General features: G+C 72.2%; 18 protein-coding genes and 1 riboswitch. Of the genes, 6 read left to right on the plus strand and 12 right to left on the minus strand.

What is annotated here, in order from left to right; all coding sequences use genetic code 11:
- Positions 1-57: 57 nt before the first annotated feature.
- From J2X60_RS04705 to clpS, 7 genes are all read right to left on the minus strand, one after another.
- Positions 58-456, minus strand: a complete 399-nt coding sequence (locus J2X60_RS04705; RefSeq protein WP_309886640.1) for a YrdB family protein — start codon at positions 454-456, stop codon at positions 58-60.
- 7 nt (positions 457-463) lie between these two features.
- Complete coding sequence (purU, locus tag J2X60_RS04710) at positions 464-1,342, minus strand: formyltetrahydrofolate deformylase (RefSeq protein ID WP_071302110.1); 879 nt, start codon at positions 1,340-1,342, stop codon at positions 464-466.
- Positions 1,343-1,624: 282 nt separating this feature from the next.
- A complete protein-coding gene (locus J2X60_RS04715; RefSeq protein ID WP_309886641.1) occupies positions 1,625-2,959 on the minus strand; it encodes an MFS transporter in 1,335 nt (444 codons plus the stop codon).
- A 164-nt stretch (positions 2,960-3,123) separates the two neighbouring features.
- Positions 3,124-3,555, minus strand: coding sequence for a MarR family winged helix-turn-helix transcriptional regulator (locus J2X60_RS04720; protein WP_071295859.1), 432 nt, complete (start codon positions 3,553-3,555; stop codon positions 3,124-3,126).
- A gap of 51 nt (positions 3,556-3,606) precedes the next feature.
- Positions 3,607-4,548 carry a GNAT family N-acetyltransferase gene (locus J2X60_RS04725; protein ID WP_309886642.1) on the minus strand — a complete coding sequence of 314 codons (942 nt, stop codon included), beginning with the start codon at positions 4,546-4,548 and terminating at the stop codon, positions 3,607-3,609.
- Positions 4,545-5,021 carry a DUF2017 family protein gene (locus J2X60_RS04730; protein ID WP_309777172.1) on the minus strand — a complete coding sequence of 159 codons (477 nt, stop codon included), beginning with the start codon at positions 5,019-5,021 and terminating at the stop codon, positions 4,545-4,547. The genes J2X60_RS04725 and J2X60_RS04730 overlap by 4 nt, the downstream gene beginning before the upstream one ends.
- Positions 5,018-5,317 carry an ATP-dependent Clp protease adapter ClpS gene (gene clpS, locus J2X60_RS04735; protein WP_083403394.1) on the minus strand — a complete coding sequence of 100 codons (300 nt, stop codon included), beginning with the start codon at positions 5,315-5,317 and terminating at the stop codon, positions 5,018-5,020. The genes J2X60_RS04730 and clpS overlap by 4 nt, the downstream gene beginning before the upstream one ends.
- Before the next feature lie 37 nt (positions 5,318-5,354).
- Positions 5,355-5,440: riboswitch (ZMP/ZTP riboswitch) on the plus strand.
- Between the two features lie 59 nt (positions 5,441-5,499).
- Here clpS and glyA point away from each other — a divergent pair.
- The 4 genes from glyA to J2X60_RS04755 all read left to right on the plus strand — a co-directional run bounded on the left by glyA (position 5,500) and on the right by J2X60_RS04755 (position 8,802).
- Positions 5,500-6,783, plus strand: a complete 1,284-nt coding sequence (gene glyA, locus J2X60_RS04740) for a serine hydroxymethyltransferase (RefSeq protein WP_302847420.1) — start codon at positions 5,500-5,502, stop codon at positions 6,781-6,783.
- 26 nt (positions 6,784-6,809) lie between these two features.
- Positions 6,810-7,721: a tetrahydrofolate dehydrogenase/cyclohydrolase catalytic domain-containing protein gene (locus J2X60_RS04745; RefSeq protein ID WP_309886716.1), complete on the plus strand. Its 912-nt coding sequence runs from the start codon at positions 6,810-6,812 to the stop codon at positions 7,719-7,721.
- Between the two features lie 206 nt (positions 7,722-7,927).
- A complete protein-coding gene (locus J2X60_RS04750) occupies positions 7,928-8,380 on the plus strand; it encodes a hypothetical protein (RefSeq protein ID WP_309777171.1) in 453 nt (150 codons plus the stop codon).
- A 29-nt stretch (positions 8,381-8,409) separates the two neighbouring features.
- A complete protein-coding gene (locus tag J2X60_RS04755) occupies positions 8,410-8,802 on the plus strand; it encodes a hypothetical protein (RefSeq protein WP_309886643.1) in 393 nt (130 codons plus the stop codon).
- 134 nt (positions 8,803-8,936) lie between these two features.
- On the opposite strand, the gene galK is transcribed toward J2X60_RS04755, so the two are convergent.
- Both galK and galT read right to left on the minus strand, forming a co-directional pair.
- Positions 8,937-10,073 (minus strand): galactokinase, encoded by a 1,137-nt coding sequence (galK, locus tag J2X60_RS04760; RefSeq protein WP_309886644.1) that lies wholly within the window; start codon positions 10,071-10,073, stop codon positions 8,937-8,939.
- Positions 10,070-11,179 (minus strand): galactose-1-phosphate uridylyltransferase, encoded by a 1,110-nt coding sequence (gene galT / locus J2X60_RS04765; RefSeq protein ID WP_309886645.1) that lies wholly within the window; start codon positions 11,177-11,179, stop codon positions 10,070-10,072. Before galT ends, galK begins: the two co-directional genes overlap by 4 nt.
- Before the next feature lie 64 nt (positions 11,180-11,243).
- Between galT and J2X60_RS04770 the strand changes: the two genes are divergently transcribed.
- Together J2X60_RS04770 and J2X60_RS04775 are read left to right on the plus strand one after the other, a co-directional pair.
- A complete protein-coding gene (locus J2X60_RS04770; RefSeq protein WP_309886646.1) occupies positions 11,244-12,167 on the plus strand; it encodes a DeoR/GlpR family DNA-binding transcription regulator in 924 nt (307 codons plus the stop codon).
- A complete protein-coding gene (locus tag J2X60_RS04775) occupies positions 12,164-13,096 on the plus strand; it encodes an aldose 1-epimerase family protein (protein WP_309886647.1) in 933 nt (310 codons plus the stop codon). Before J2X60_RS04770 ends, J2X60_RS04775 begins: the two co-directional genes overlap by 4 nt.
- A 240-nt stretch (positions 13,097-13,336) precedes the next feature.
- On the opposite strand, the gene J2X60_RS04780 is transcribed toward J2X60_RS04775, so the two are convergent.
- From J2X60_RS04780 to J2X60_RS04790, 3 genes are all read right to left on the minus strand, one after another.
- The gene (locus J2X60_RS04780) at positions 13,337-13,657 is read right to left on the minus strand and encodes a hypothetical protein (RefSeq protein ID WP_070417782.1); all 321 of its coding nucleotides are present in this window, start codon (positions 13,655-13,657) and stop codon (positions 13,337-13,339) included.
- Between the two features lie 165 nt (positions 13,658-13,822).
- Positions 13,823-14,632 (minus strand): SGNH/GDSL hydrolase family protein, encoded by an 810-nt coding sequence (locus J2X60_RS04785; protein ID WP_309886648.1) that lies wholly within the window; start codon positions 14,630-14,632, stop codon positions 13,823-13,825.
- 63 nt (positions 14,633-14,695) lie between these two features.
- Positions 14,696-15,799 carry an acyltransferase gene (locus J2X60_RS04790; protein WP_070417784.1) on the minus strand — a complete coding sequence of 368 codons (1,104 nt, stop codon included), beginning with the start codon at positions 15,797-15,799 and terminating at the stop codon, positions 14,696-14,698.
- Positions 15,800-15,892 lie beyond the last annotated feature (93 nt).

Genomic DNA, 15,892 nt, shown 5'->3' on the forward strand with positions numbered 1-15,892 from the left:
TGCGCCGCGCCTCCCGTCCGACGGAGCCGCCGACGGAAGCGACGGACGCGCCGCCGTTCACCGGGTCTCCTTGCGGAACTGCACCACGCCCAACAGGGCCGCCACGAGGATGAAGATCAGCCCCACCACCGGATGCCCGATCGAGATCCAGCACCCGCCGGCCGCGATCACGAGGGCGACCTCGACGATGGTCTTGCCGACGATGTCCGTCTCGATCGGCGACGCCTGCGACCGGAACAGGTACCAGACCACCGCGGCGAACACCGGCGCGCCGATCATGAACAGGATGCCGGGCATCGGGAACGGCCACGCGATGTAGCCCCAGTACGCCAGCGAGACCAGGCCGAAGGCGCACACCAGGATGCGGAGCACCGTCCAGCCGTCGAGCCTCCGGGGGCGGATGGCGTGCGGGTCCGGGGTGTCGCCCCAATCGACGGGGGACTGCGGTGCTGACATGCGGTGCCTACTTGAAGATGATGGTGCGGGCGCCGTCGAGGAGGACACGGTCCTCGGCGATCCAGCGCACCGCCTGGGTGAGCGTGCGGGACTCCTCGTCCTGGCCGATCGAGACCAGCTCGGCGGGGTCCTTCGTGTGGTCCACGCGGACGACGTTCTGCTCGATGATCGGGCCCTCGTCGAGGTCGCTCGTCACGAAGTGCGCCGTCGCACCGATGAGCTTGACCCCGCGGGCGTGCGCCTGTCGGTAGGGGTTGGCGCCCTTGAAGCCCGGCAGGAACGAGTGGTGGATGTTCACCGCGCGACCCTCGAGGGCGGCGCACAGCTCCGGCGAGAGGATCTGCATGTACCGGGCGAGGACGACGAGCTCGATGTCGTGCTCCTCGACCGCCTGCAGCACCCGGCGCTCCATCTCCTGCTTGCTCGCGGCGTCCGTCACCGGCCGGTGCTCGAACGGCACGGAGTAGAACGACGCGAGCTCGGAGAGGTCCGCGTGGTTCGAGAGCACGAGCGGCACCTCGATCGGGAGCTGTCCGCCGCGCTGCCGGTACAGCAGGTCGTTCAGGCAGTGTCCGGCCTTCGACACGAGGACGAGGGTGCGCAGCGGCCGGCCGACGACGTCGAGCTGGACGCGGGCGTCGTAGCGCTCGGCGACGGGGGCGAGCGCGGCCTCGAACGTGGTGCGGTCGACGGGGGCCATGACCTGGAGGCGCATGAAGAACGTGTTCGTGTCGACGCTCGAGAACTGCTGCGACTCGGTGATGTTCCCGCTCGCGGCGACGACGGCTCCGGAGACGGCGTGCACGATCCCGGGCTGGTCGTCGCAGACCAGCGTGAGGGTCCAGTGCGTGGGGGTCTGCTCGCTCGGGGCGGTCGGGTCGGTCACCGGATCAGGGTACCGGGATCGGGCTGTCGGGAGGCGCGGCGCGGCCCCGCCGGTCGGGCTGCGGCCCGCCGGCGGTCGCGCGGGCGCGGCGCGCGCGGGCGCGGCGGCTCCGGCGCCGCCGGGCGGCGGCGCCAGCGGGCGGCGCACAACCAAAGTCACGTCGAACTGGACGATCGCGCGGTTCGACGTGACTTTGGTTGTGCGCGCGTCTGGCCAGCGGCCGGCCGGGCGGGCGGGCGGGCTGCGCCCGCCGCCCGCCGCGGCGCGCGCCGCCCCGCGGCGTCAGCGGGGGAGCGGCCGCGACAGCGCCCGGTCGGCGATCGTCAGGACGCTCAACAGCACCGCGACCCCCACGATCACCCACGCCAGCACGTGCAGGTCCGGCGTCGTCGGGGCCTGGCCGAACACCCCGCCGATCAGCGAGGACGCCCCGATCGCTCCGATGTACACGCTCGTCCGGGACAGCCCCGCCGCGGTCCCGATGTACTCCGCGGGCACCACCCGGTAGAGCGCCGCCTGGTTCGACACGGACGCCAGGGCCTGCGGCACGCCGAACAGCGCCGGCGCGAGGACGAGCAGGAACACCGGCGACCCGGTGTGGAGCAGCAGGAGGAGCAGCCCGCCGACGATCGGCACCACGGCCGCGACGATGAGCGGCCCCCGCACGGCGGTCTTCCGGGCGATGAGGAACGACGCGACCCCGGCGACGACTGCCGCGGGCAGCTGGATGTACCCGGCGACGTCGCTCGAGTAGCCCGCGACGTCCTGCACCCACTGCGAGAAGCCGTAGGTCATCGTGTAGGCGAGCATGTACACGAGGAACAGCCGCATGTACGTGCGGGAGAGGGCCCCGTTGCGGGCGAGCATGCGCACGTCGACGAACGGCCGCACGGCGCGGAGCTCCCAGAGCACGAGCGCGACGAGCAGCACGACCGCCGTGCCGAGCAGCCACCAGAGTCCGGCGGACAGGTCGAGCAGGAACACGAGCAGCGCCGACACGAAACCGGTCATGAGCAGCATCCCGAACGGGTCGAGCGCGGTGAGGACGGGCAGCTCCTCGTCGGTCCGCGGCCGGAGCCTGTCCGACGGCAGCCACAGCGCGGAGACGACGATCCCGAAGGCGGCGAGCGGGACGTTGACGAGGAAGATCGCGTGCCACCCGAACGCGGCGATGAGCGCTCCACCGAGGGGCGGCCCGGCGGCGGCGGACACGAGCGACGTGATCGACAGCGCGCCGAGCACGAGCGGCGGGGTGGGCTTCCCGATGCGGGCGGAGTGCTGGCGCAGGGTCGTCAGCGCGGCCGGGTACGCCGACGAGGTCCCGATGCCGATCAGCACGCGCGCGAACACCGCGCCGCCGAAGCCGGTCAGGAACTCGGGCACGATCCCGGCGACCCCGACGATGACGAGTCCGGTCAGGAACACCTTCTTCGGACCGAACCGATCGGCGAGCTTGCCCATCGTCGGCTGCGCGATGGCGCTCGCGAGGTACAGCGCCGCGACGAGCCAGATCGCCTGCGCGGCACCGATCCCGAGGTCGCGGGAGATCGGCGCGAGGGCGACCGACACCATCGTCGTGTTGATCGGGTTGAGCAGCGGTCCGACCAGGACCGGCACGAGGAGCTTCGGGCCGAAGCCGCTGCCGCCGGGATCGGTCGACGGGGAGACGGGTGTGGAGGCGGTTGCGGTGGACGTGTTCGGCTGCCTTTGCGAGGGGGTCGCATCGTGACGGCCAGGAGGCGCGGCTCTCGTCGGTCGACGCGGGTCGCCCCTCCGGGTGGTCACGGTTCGACGAGGGGTTCGAGGATGCGGAGGGAGCGGGCGACCGTGGCACGGTCGTCGGGGTCGAGCGTCGCGAGGCGCTCGGCGAGCAGGCGGGTCCGGGCGCGGTGGGACTCGTCGCGGGCAGTGCGGCCGGCGTCCGTCGCGGCGACGATGGTCCGGCGCCCGTCGGTCGGGTCCTGCGTGCGGGTGACGAGGCCGAGGTCCTCGAGCGCCTGGACGGTCGCCCCCATCGACTGCGGCCGGACGCCCTCGGCGCGGGCGAGTTCGGCCGTCGTGGTCGCGCCGTCGCGGACGAGTCGACCGAGTGCGGCGGACTGCGAGGCCGTGACGTCGTCGACCTTGCCGACGAGGGTCGTGCGGCGGATCTTGCCGTACAGCGTCAGCAGCGCCCCGGCGAGCACGTCCGAGCCGTCGCCGTCAGATTCCATACCGTCACGGTACTACTTCGACAGGTGAACTTGCAAGGCTGCCTTCTGAAATCACGGCTCGAAGACGATCCGCCGCTTCGTCACCACGAACCCCGCACGCTCGAACGCCCGACGCATCGGGGTGTTCGTCGCGTCCGTCGTCCCGACCACCCGCGGTGCACCGGCAGCGGCATGCACCCGGACCGCCTCGGCCAGCAGTCCGTCGACGACGCCGCGACCCCTGTGCTGCGGCAGGACGCCGATGGAGCTGACGGCCGCGTCGTACGCCGTCCGGGTCGCGATGACGAAGCCGACGACGAGCCCCTCCGCGTCGAGGGCGATCCGCCACCCGTCCCGCGATCCGGGCAGCGACCGGTAGAACGCGAGGTCGTCGGCGGCCGCGCCCCGCGAGCCCAGCTCGGCGACGGCGGCCAGCGTGTGTGCGTCGAGGCTCCCGACTGCGACGCGCGCGAAGAGGTCCACGAACTCGGCGTCGTCGCCGCCGCGGAACCGCAGGGCCGGCGTCGACCCCGACCCCGTCGCGGGAGCGCCCGGCTGTTCGAGCGCGACGCTGACCCGCTCGGTCATCCGTCCGAGTCCGGCGGCACGGGCCGCTTCCGTCCGCCACCGCACGGCCGCGACGGCGTCGTCGTCCGTGTGCCAGTCCACCGCGACGTCGACGATCCACTCCGGCAGCGAACCGAACGCGGCGGCCCCGGCGGCGATGAGTCCGGCGGCGATCTCCCGGCGCTCGTCGGGGTCGGACGACCCCGGTGCGATGAGCAGGTCGTCGAGTGTCGACGGTGCCGTGGCGTCCGCGCCGCCCCACCAGAGCGCACGGCCGACCGGGCGACCGTCCCGCAGGGCCAGCCACGACCACTCCGGGCGGTAGTTGCCCGTGGCGGACTCGGCCCGGTACCGGTCCGCACCGATCCACGCGACCGGTTCGTCCGTCGAGAAGGCGAGCAGCGCCTCCAGGTCGTCACCGTCGACGGGGCGGAAGGCGACGCTCACCGCGGACCGGTCAGGGTCTCGACCAGGTGCTCCTGCACGTACCCGAGCCAGTCGTAGACGTCCCGGAGGCCGACGCCCGCGTCGGCGGTGGACGACTGCTCCTCCGTGGCGGAGTCCACGATCCCCAGCCGGTCCGCGATCGTCAGCCGCAGGTCCGTCAGGCAGCGCAGCCAGGCCTGCTCGTCCGAGGTCTCGAAGGCGCCGTCCCGCGCCCCGGTGAGCCACGCGTGCACGGCCCGGGCGTTCTCGGTCTTCCTCGCCACCAGGTCCGACTCGGTCCACCGCCGGAACTCCGCGCTCGCCTCGGCGTCGTCGCGGTAGGCGTCCGGGAACATCCGCGCCGCGACCGGGTCCGATGCGAGGTCCCCGTCGAGCACCTGCTGCAGCTGCTCGGTCAGCGACGTGAGCACGCCGCGCTCGCCGGAGGACATGGCGAGGTGCACGCCGTCGGCACGGCGGACGAACGGGATCACGGAGCGGGCGCCCTGTCCACCGAGGCCTGCAGCCCGTACCCGTGCATGGCCTCGACGTGGGCCTCCATCGCTTCGCGGGGGCCGGTCGCCACGATCGCGCGTCCCTCGTCGTTCACCTGGCGCATGAGTCGCTCCGCCTTCGCGCGCGGGAAGCCGAAGTACTGCTGGAAGACGTAGGTCACGTAGGACATGAGGTTCACCGGGTCGTCCCACACGACCGCGACCCACGGCGTGTCCGGTCGCACGCTCGTGCGGGCGTCGGTGCGCTCGTCCACGTCGGGCGTCAACAGGGTCATGCACCCAGGGTGACACGAACCTGCTCGCTCGGTACGATCGGGGGGTCGCGACTGGCGTTGGATGGGTCACCATCGGGGAGCGACACCTGACACGGTGCGCGGCCGTACGCCTGGGCCGCGCCCACCCGTCCACCTCGTCGTGCGCGTGCGCGACGGAACAGACAACGAGGAGTCCCGTGTCCATCACCGATCTGCCCCCCGCAGCCACCAACACCGCCTTCAACGCCCCGCTGAACGAGGTCGACCCCGAGATCGCCCGCGTCCTCGAGCAGGAGCTCGGCCGCCAGCGCGACACCCTCGAGATGATCGCGTCGGAGAACTTCGTGCCGCGCGCCGTCCTCGAGTCGCAGGGCTCCGTGCTCACGAACAAGTACGCCGAGGGCTACCCGGGCAAGCGCTACTACGGCGGCTGCGAGTACGTCGACGTCGCCGAGCAGCTCGCCATCGACCGCGCGAAGGCCCTCTTCGGCGCCGAGTACGCCAACGTCCAGCCGCACTCCGGCGCCACGGCCAACGCGGCCGTCCTGCACGCCATCGCCTCGGCCGGCGACACCATCCTCGGCCTCGAGCTCGCGCACGGCGGCCACCTGACCCACGGCATGAAGCTCAACTTCTCCGGCCGCATCTACAACGCCGTCGCGTACGGCGTCGACCCCGAGACGTTCGAGGTCGACTACGACGACATCCGCGCGAAGGCCATCGAGCACCAGCCGAAGGTCCTCATCGCCGGTTGGTCGGCCTACCCGCGCCAGCTCGACTTCGCGAAGTTCCGCGAGATCGCGGACGAGGTCGGCGCGAAGCTCTGGGTGGACATGGCGCACTTCGCCGGTCTCGTCGCCGCCGGCCTGCACCCGTCCCCGGTGCCGCACGCCCACGTGGTGTCCTCGACGGTGCACAAGACCCTCGGCGGCCCCCGCTCCGGCATCATCCTGTCGAACGACGAGTCGCTCTTCAAGAAGCTCAACTCGGCCGTGTTCCCGGGCCAGCAGGGCGGTCCGCTCATGCACGTGATCGCCGCCAAGGCCACCGCGTTCCTGCTCGCCGCCACCCCGGAGTTCAAGGAGCGCCAGGAGCGCACGATCCGCGGTGCACAGGCGCTCGCCGCACGGCTGACGGCCGACGACGCGAAGGCTGCGGGCATCGACGTCCTCACCGGTGGCACCGACGTGCACCTCGTGCTCGTGGACCTCCGCACGTCCGAGGTCGACGGCAAGCAGGCCGAGGACCTCCTGCACGAGGTCGGCATCACCGTGAACCGCAACTCCGTGCCGTTCGACCCGCGCCCGCCGATGGTCACCTCGGGTGTCCGCATCGGCACCTCGGCGCTGGCCACGCGTGGCTTCGGCGACGCGGAGTTCACCGAGGTCGCGGACATCATCGCGCTGACCCTCATGCCGAACCCCGACATCGACGCGCTCTCGGCCCGGGTGAAGGCCCTGACCGACGCGTTCCCGCTCTACGCGTGAGCGGCGCCGCCCCGTCGCCCGCGCCGCTGCCGCGCGAGCGCTGGGGGGGTGAGGGCAGTGCCATCCGCATCGACGGCACCGCCCTCGCCGCCCGCACGCTCGACGACCTGAAGGTCCGCATCGACCGGCTGCACGACCACGGGTTCCGCCCCGGGCTCGGCACGATCATGGTCGGCCAGAACGCGGGCTCGGTGTCCTACGTCGCGGGCAAGCACCGCGACTCGGCGCAGATCGGGCTCGACTCGGTCCGCATCGACCTGCCCGAGACCGCGTCGGCCGCCGACATCCGGGCAGCGATCCTGCAGATGAACGACGACCCCCGGGTCACCGCGTTCATCGTGCAGCTCCCGCTGCCGCAGGGGATCGACCCGATCCCGATGCTCGAGCTGATGAACCCGGCGAAGGACGCTGACGGCCTGCACCCGACCAACCTCGGTGAGCTCGTGCTCGCCGTCCCGGGCGGTGCCGGCACGATCGACGCGCCCCTGCCGTGCACCCCGCGCGGCATCGTCGCGATGCTCGAGGCGTACGACGTCCCGATCCGGGGGCAGCACGTCACGATCATCGGGCAGGGGCTCACGGTCGGTCGTCCGCTCGGGCTGCTCCTCACCCGGCTCGAGGCCACCGCGACCCTCACCCACTCCCTCACCGAGGACGTCGCCGCCGAGTGCCGGCGGGCGGACATCATCGTCGCCGCGGCCGGTGTCGCGGGGCTCGTGCAGCCGGACTGGGTGAAGCCCGGTGCGGCGGTCATCGACGTCGGCATCAGTCGCGTGGTCTCCCCGGAGACGGGCAAGGCTCGCCTCCGGGGCGACGTCGACCCCGCGGTCGCCTCGGTGGCGGGCTTCCTGTCGCCGACGCCCGGCGGTGTCGGCCCGATGACCCGCGCGATGCTGATGAAGAACGTGGTCGAGGCCGCCGAGCGCCACTTGCACTAGCGCGCTGCGCGCGCCGCGCCGCGCGTGCGCTTCGTGAGCAGAAATGGTCGGGTCCCGTCGTGGAACCCGACCATTTCTGCTCACGGAGCACGGTCGGGAGGCGCGGGTCGGCGCCGCCACGTCCGCGCGGGCCCGAGGTGGCCGGGTCCGGGGCGTGCCCCGGACGGGCGCTTCTGCCGCGGCCGGCACCGCGCTACCGTTCGGGCATGACCACCTCCGCCGCGGAGCCCCGGGCACGCGAGTCGCTCTTCACGAAGGACGCCCGCAAGCTCGTCTGGATCACGCTGCTGTGCCTGTTCCTGCAGGTCCTCGGACAGAACTGGTCCGCTCAGCCGCGGCTGCCCGGCAGCACGGACGTGCACGAACTCGGCTTCGTGCAGTTCGAGGCCCGGCCGTGGATCGGGTGGGTGCTCCTCACGGTCGGCTTCGCGGTGGCCGGCTTCGTCGTCGGGGTCGCTCGGCGCGGTGCCGCGCGGTGGGACCAGGACCGCGTGCTCGCGCTCGGTCTGGCTGGGGTGGTCGGGGCGACCGTGCTGGTGTGGGTGCTGTTCATCGTGCAGTGGCAGTGGGTGTACTGGGCCGTCGCGCACGGCGACCTGCACCCGTTCACGATCGGCGACGTCTCGTGGTCGATCCAGCGACTCGAGGGCGCGCCGTGAGCGTCGACCGCGGTGCTACGGTCTCGCACATGGGGGAGAACGTGCAGACCGCGCCCGTGATGGCGCACGCCGGACGGAAGCTGCGACCGCGAGCGCGGGGCCTCGTGCTGATCGGGGCCGTCGCGCTCCTGTCGTACCCGACGCTCACGATGCGGTCCGTCTCGTCGGAGTACGGCGGGACGGACGGCGACGGTCACTGGATCGACAACGCGGGCAACCCGCTGTCGAGCGCGCCGCCGACCGTGCAGGCCGAGGGACACACAGCGCCCGCCGCGATCGCCGTCCTGCTCCTCGTGGTCGTCGTCGGGGTGTTCCTGCCGCCGATGCTCGCGCGGTTCGGCAAGCGGTCGCTCGGCGACGTCGTCCGGTTCGCGGCGTACCTGGCCGTCCCGGTGGTGGTCGTGGTCGGCGTGCTGATCTAGGGGCACGTCGTGATGGACCAGATCGACCACGAGGTCTTGCACCCGCACGGCTTCCCGTGGGGCGGCGTGACCGTCACCACGGGGCACGCGACCCGCTGACCCGCGGCCCCGGTCGGCCCGCGGGACCCGGCGCGTCAGTCGCGCCGGGCGCCCTGCGCGGCGTGCACCGTGAACACCGTCGGCTCGCGGTACCCGGCCGCGGCGAAGGCGGCGGTGACCGCGTCTGCGATCGTCTGCCGCGCCTCCTGGTCGACCAACGCGATCGCCGCACCACCGAAGCCGCCACCGGTCATCCGCGCGCCCACCGCACCGTGCTCCATCGCGGTCGCGACCGCGAGGTCGAGCTCCGGCACCGAGATCTCGAAGTCGTCCCGCATCGACTCGTGCGACGCGACCAGCAGGGACCCGATCGCTCGCGGCCCGTGCTCGCGCAGCGTGCGGACGGTGTCGAGGACGCGCTGGTCCTCGCTCACGACGTGCCGGACACGGCGGAAGGTCTCATCGTCGAGGAGTTCCTGCGCGCGGGGCAGGTCGTCGACCGACAGGTCGCGGAGCGCCTCGACGCCCATCACGGCCGCACCGTGCTCGCACGACTCGCGACGGGCCTTGTAGCCGCCGGTGGCGTGCGCGTGCTCGACGCGCGTGTCGACGACGAGGACCTCGAGCCCGTTCGCCTCGAGCGCCAGGTCGACCACGGCGGTGTCGAGCGTGCGGCAGTCGAGGAAGACGACCGCGTCCTGCTCGCCGAGCAGCGACGCGGACTGGTCCATGATCCCGGTGGGTGCGCCGACGGCGTGGTTCTCGGAGTACTGGCCGACCCGGGCCAGGGTCTTCCGGTCGAGCCCGAGCTCCCACAGGTCGTTGAAGGCGAGTGCGACGCCGCACTCGATCGCCGCGCTCGACGAGAGCCCGGCACCGACCGGGACGTCCGACTCAATGAAGACGTCGAAGCCGGACTTGCCGGTGAGGTCCGCGCCCGCCTGCTCGCGGAGCGCCCACGCGATGCCGAGGACGTACGCCGACCAGCCGTCCATGCGCTCGGGCGCCAGCTCGTCGAGGGAGAGCTCGACGACGGTGCCCGCGTCGAACGCCGACGCGACGCGCAGCTGCCGGTCGTCCCGGGGCGCGATCGACGCGGTCGTGCGACGGTCGATGGCGAAGGGCAGCACGTACCCGTCGTTGTAGTCGGTGTGCTCGCCGATGAGGTTGACCCGGCCGGGCGCGGAGTACCGCACCGCGGGCTCGTACCCGTAGACCTGCTGGAACGTCATGCGCGTTCGATCCCTCCTCGGATGAACTCGGCCGCCTTCTCGGGGACGAGGTCCCCGATCCAGGCGCCCATGGCGGCTTCGCTGCCGGCCAGGAACTTGAGCTTGTCCGCCGCGCGTCGCGGGGACGTGATCTGGAGCATGAGCCGCACGGTGTCGCGCCCGGTGTGCACCGGCGCCTGGTGCCACGCGGCGATGTACGGCGTCGGGTCGCCGTAGAGCTTGTCGATCCCGCGGGTGAGCCGCAGGTGCATGTGCGCCAGCTCGTCCTTCTCGGCGTCGGTGAGCCCGGCGAAGTCGGGAACGTGCCGGTGCGGGAGCATGTGGATCTCGATGGGCCAGCGTGCGGCGAAGGGCACGAAGGCGGTGAAGTGCTCACCGGCGAGGACGACCCGGTCGGAGGCGCGCTCGTTCGCGAGGTGCTGCTCGAACAGGTCCGGCCCGAACCGCTCGATGCTCTCGAGCAGGCGCTGGGTGCGCGGGGTGACGTAGGGGTAGGCGTAGATCTGCCCGTGCGGGTGGTGGAGCGTGACGCCGATGGCCTCGCCCCGGTTCTCGAACGGGAAGACCTGCTGGATGCCGGGCATCCGGGACAGCGCCGCCGTGCGGTCCGCCCACGCCTCGACCACGGTGCGGGCGCGTGACTCGGAGATCGACGCGAAGGAGCCCTCGGTCGCGGGCGAGAAGCAGACGACCTCGCACCGCCCGACGCTCCGGAACTGCCGGTTCAGCCCGACCTCGGTCAGGGAGTCGAGCGACGGCGGGGCGTCGTCCGCCCCGTCGGGTCCGGCGAGCATCGGGCCGAAGGACGGGGAGCGGTTCTCGAACACCGCGACGTCGTACCGGCTCGGGATCTCGGAGGGGTTCTCCGCCGACTGCGGCGCGAGCGGGTCCTGGTCGGCCGGCGGCAGGAACACGCGGTTCTGCCGGCTCGCCGCGATGGACACCCACTCGCCCGTGAGGACGTCCTGCCGCATGCGCGCAGTCTCCGGCCGCGGGTCGAGGACACGCTGGTCGATGCTGCGTTCTGCGGGCAGCGTCGAGTCGGCGTCGTCGAAGTAGAAGAGGTCGCGTCCGTCCGCGAGCTTCGTCACGCGCTTGGTGATCACCGCACAACCCTAGCGGCTTCACGAAGCATTGCGAAAGTGTTCGTAAGCACGCGAAACTGGTGGCATGACGGACGACGACCTCTCCTTCCTGGCCGGCGCGCTCCCCGCGCCGCTGCGGCAGGACCGCATCGTCTCGATCGTCGAGGGCGCGCCCGGACTCGTCCGCACGGCCGCCCTGGCAGCGGCCCTCGGCACCAGCGAGGTGACCGTCCGGCAGGACCTCTCCCTGCTCGACCAGGAGGCGCGGATCCGGCGGGTCCGCGGCGGTGCCGTCCGCCTCGGGGCCGGTTCCACCGAGCGCCCCTTCGAGGAGACCGCCGTCGAGCACCAGGTGGCCAAGGCCGCCATCGGCCGCGCCGCGGCGGCGCTCGTGCGCTCCGGGCAGTGCGTCGTGCTCGACGTCGGCACCACGCCCGCCGCCGTGGCGACGGCACTGGTCGCCCGCGAGGACCTCGTCGACGTCACGGTGGTCACGAACTCGCTGACGACCGCGCTCGTGCTCGAGGCCGCCGTCCCGCGCTTCACCGTCATCGTCACCGGGGGGACGCTCCGCCCGCTGCAGCACTCCCTCGTGGCGCCGTTCAACGGCACGCTGCTGCCGATGATCGCCGCGGACCTCGTGTTCCTCGGTGGCACCGGGGTCGACGTCGCGCACGGCCTCACCAACGTGAACCTGCCCGAGACCGAGGCGAAGCGGATGCTCGCGGCCGCGGCTCGGCGTACGGTCGTGGTCGCGGACGGGTCGAAGTTCGGCCGGGCCCACATCGGGGTCGTCCGCGCGCTCGAGGACATCGACGTCGTCGTCACCGCCGAGACCACGGCGGAGCAGGTCGCCCCGATCCGGGCGGCCGGCGTCGAGGTGGTCGTGGCGGACGAGCCGGCAGTACCAGCACCATCTGCACCATCCGCACGATCAGCACCATCCGCACGATCAGCACCATCCGCGCGATCAGCACCATCCGCACCGGGAAGGACCCGTACCTCATGACCGCAGCTCCCACCGGAGGGCAGTACCACCTCCGCCACGCCGGACCCGACGGGGTCGTCGAGGCGATCGTCACCGAGGTGGCGGCCGGCATCCGGGAACTCCGCGTCGCGGGGTTCGACCTCACCGAGCCGTTCCCCGTCACGTCGCAGCCGCCCGGGGCGAACGGGATCGTGCTCGCGCCGTGGCCGAACCGCGTCGCCGGCGGCGTGTGGGAACTCGACGGCAAGCAGCAGCAGCTCGACGTCTCCGAGCCGAAGTACGGCAACGCCTCGCACGGGCTGCTCCGGTTCGCGCCGTACCGCGTCGTGTCCCAGACCGAGTCCGGCATCGTGCAGGAAGCCACGATCCACCCGCAGCACGGCTGGCCCTTCACGCTCGAGACCCGCGTGCACCACGAGCTCGTCGACGACGGCATCCGGGTGACGCACGAGGTCGTGAACCGCTCCGGCGTGCGTGCGCCGTTCGCGATCGGCGCGCACCCGTACCTCCGTGCCGGGGACACCCCCGCCGAGGACCTCGTCGTCCGGCTCGACGCGGCGACGGCGTTCACCGTGGACGAGCGGAAGATCCCGAACGGCACCGTGGCCGTCGACGGCACCTCGTTCGACCTGCGCTCCGGCGTCCGCGCCGGTGACGCCGACCTCGACACCGCCTACACGGACGTCACGCCCGACGCCGAGGGGATCCGGCGCACGACGATGCACGGGCCGGAGGGTGACGGCGTCGAACTCTGGCAGGACGGGTCGTTCCCGTACGTGCAGGTGTTCACCTCCCGCGAGTTCCCCCGTGGCGACGGCACCGGGCTGGCCGTGGCGGTGGAGCCGATGACGGCGCCGGCCGACGCGCTCAACTCCGGGGAGGGGCTGCGCTGGCTCGAGCCCGACGAGGCCTGGACCGGCAGCTGGGGCATCCGCCGCGTCTGGTCCTGACCCGGGCGCGGCTGGTCCGCGCCCGAGACTCGGCCCGGCGGACGGTTTCGCGTGTCCCGCGCCGCGACGGTGTCCGCAGAGCCGAGACTCGGCCCTGCGTACACGTTCGCGCCTCGTGCGGCGCGAGGGTGTCCGCGAGGGCGAGACTCGGCAGGGCGCGAGGCACCCGCGGCTGGTCCGCGCCGGACACGACGAAGGCCGCCCCGAGGTGGGGCGGCCTTCGTCGTTCGTGCGGGAGGGTCAGGCGCGACGCATGCGCAGCGCCTCGACCGCGAGGGACTCGCTCGCGTAGCGGCCCACCTCGTGCGCCCACGCCGGATCGTCGCCGCGGAGGGCGATGAAGTCCTTGCGCTGCCGGCAGACGTAGCCGAGCACCGCGGTGCCGGTCGCGACCTCGACGAAGTCCTTGCGGATGTGGCGGGTCGTGACCTGGGCGTTCCGGCGGAGCGTGTCGAGCAGGAGCTCGTTGCTCATCGTCGTGTTGGTCGCTGCTGCGAGCTCGACGATGCGGCGCGCGTCACCGGTGGTGCTGGTCTGCGTGGCTTCGATGGGCTCGATCACGGTGTACCCCGTTCGTTCTGCGATGGTGCGGTGCTGCAGGATCCGTCGATCGGATCCGGGAACGACACTATCGGCGGCAGCCCAACAGTCGGCTGAACGCGGACTGAACTGTGCAGTGGAACCACCCTGAGGCTCCTGAGGACGACTTGTACCCCGGTCGAGTGCTCAGAGGCACTGCTCGCCGTCGGGCTGCGTCGCGAGCTGCTCGAGCTCGGCGTCGATCTTGCCCGCGAGGTACAGGTACCCGGCGTCGTTGAGGTGCTGCTGGTCGGTCGCGGCGTAGCTGCCGCTGTTCATCGCGGTGAACCACTGCCCGTCGATCGCGTCGATGTACGGGACGCCCACGGCGTTGGCACCCGCGGCCACCGCGTCGTTGATGCCCGTCGTGGCCTCGGCGCGCGGCTGGGGTGCCGACGGGCCGATCGCCACCACGACCGCGTCCGGCCACTGCACCTCGGCCTGCCGGAGCGTCCGCTCGACGGTCTTCTCGAGGGTGGTGGAGTCGGTGAGCCAGTCGTTCTGGCTGCCCTGGACGAGGACGAGGTCCGGCGTGAGCGCTGCCCGCTGCTCGATCCGGGACAGGTAGACGGCGCGCGAGGAGCGACCGCGGCCGGGGTTCACGTAGCCGGTGCCCGGGTAGCCGTTGATGGTCGCGTCCCACTGCCGCTCGGACACGAGGTCCTGCGCCCACCCGTGCACGTCGTCGTAGGAACCGCGACCCGTCGTGTACGAGTCGCCGACGATGAGGACGTCGGAGCCCGGGGCGATCGCGTCCGCGACCTGCTCAGCCGAGAAGTCGGACGTCGCGGGCACCGGCTGGCAGGCGTCGGACACGGCGGGCAGCATGACGAGCAGCCCGGCGATGCCGAGGCACATGGCGCCGAGGGCGATCGCGGGGACCGCTCGTCGGCGCCTGGTCTGCGCGGTGGACCGACGGGAGCCGCCGGGCACACCGCCGTCGGTTCGTCGAGCCACACCGGGATTGTAGGTGCTCAGCATCCGTGCCCCCGGACACCCGCCCGGCGAGGTGCTGAACCGTCAGACAGCCTGCGGGACGGGTGGACGGCTCGAGAGCGACTTCGCGATGTGTTTCGCCAAGCGGTGCGCCGGCAGTTCGACGAGTCGCGAGAACACGTACGCGACGCCGATGCCGATCGGGATCGCGACGAGGACCAGCCAGGACGGCAGGGCACGCGGGAGGAGGTTCGCGACGGACACCGTGATGGGTTCGTGCACGAGGTAGAGGCTGAACGAGAGCCGTCCGAGCTCGCGGGGGATCGCACCGAGCAGGAAGCGCTCGGCGGGCAACCACCTGCCGGCGAGCACGACGATCGTGCCGGCCGAAGCGAGGATGATCGCGGGCAGCACGGGCGACCACCACGCCGTCGTCGGCAGCCACCACTTCACGGTGATGCCGAGGAGGCTCACCACGAGCAGGACCCAGCCGAGCAGCGTCGGGACGTCCGGCAGGCGCTCCCAGCCGGCCGCGAGCGCGGAGCCGAGCAGGAACATCGGCAGGTACATCAGCCACTTCGAGTGCTCGTACTCGCCGAGGGCCGACAGGAAGACGGCGACGATGGCGGTCACCCACCACCAGCGTCGGGTCACCGCGGCGATCGAGACGAAGAGCGGCAGCAGCAGGGAGAAGAGGACCTCCCACGTGAGCGACCAGAGCGGGCTGTTCACGAGCGTCGGAGCGAGGAGCGTGAGGTCGTTCACGAGTCCGTGCAGGGTGAACGGCTCGGCGTGCCGGTTGATCCAGAACGACTGGTGCGGCTGGTCCTGCCGGGGAACGAGGAAGAAGAACACGAGCGCGAGCGCGATCGACGCCACCACCGGCAGGTAGAGGCGGACGAGCCGGCTCGGGTAGTAGGCGATCCAGTCCTGCGACCGGCGGAGGGCCGGGAGGGTCAGGACGAAGCCGCTCAGCACGAAGAAGACGAAGACGGCCTCGCTGCCGGCCCACACGAGGTGGGCGGGGGAGTACACCATCCAGCTCGCCCAGTCGGGGACGTCACGGCGGTAGTTGCCGTCCGAGAGGGTCGGGATCGAGAGGAAGGCGTGGTGGACGACGACGACGGCGGCAGCGACGCCGCGGAGTCCGTCCAGTGAGCCGATCCTGCCGGTTGGGCGATCGCGCATGCCGACGATCCTACGGGAAGCCCGGCCAAGCCAAGGAACGGTCACGTTCGGTTGGCGCGACATCGGGACGCGATGTGGGCCCCGTGGGGCTCG

This window comes from Curtobacterium sp. 320 (genome assembly GCF_031455235.1).
Taxonomy (GTDB): Bacteria; Actinomycetota; Actinomycetes; order Actinomycetales; family Microbacteriaceae; genus Curtobacterium.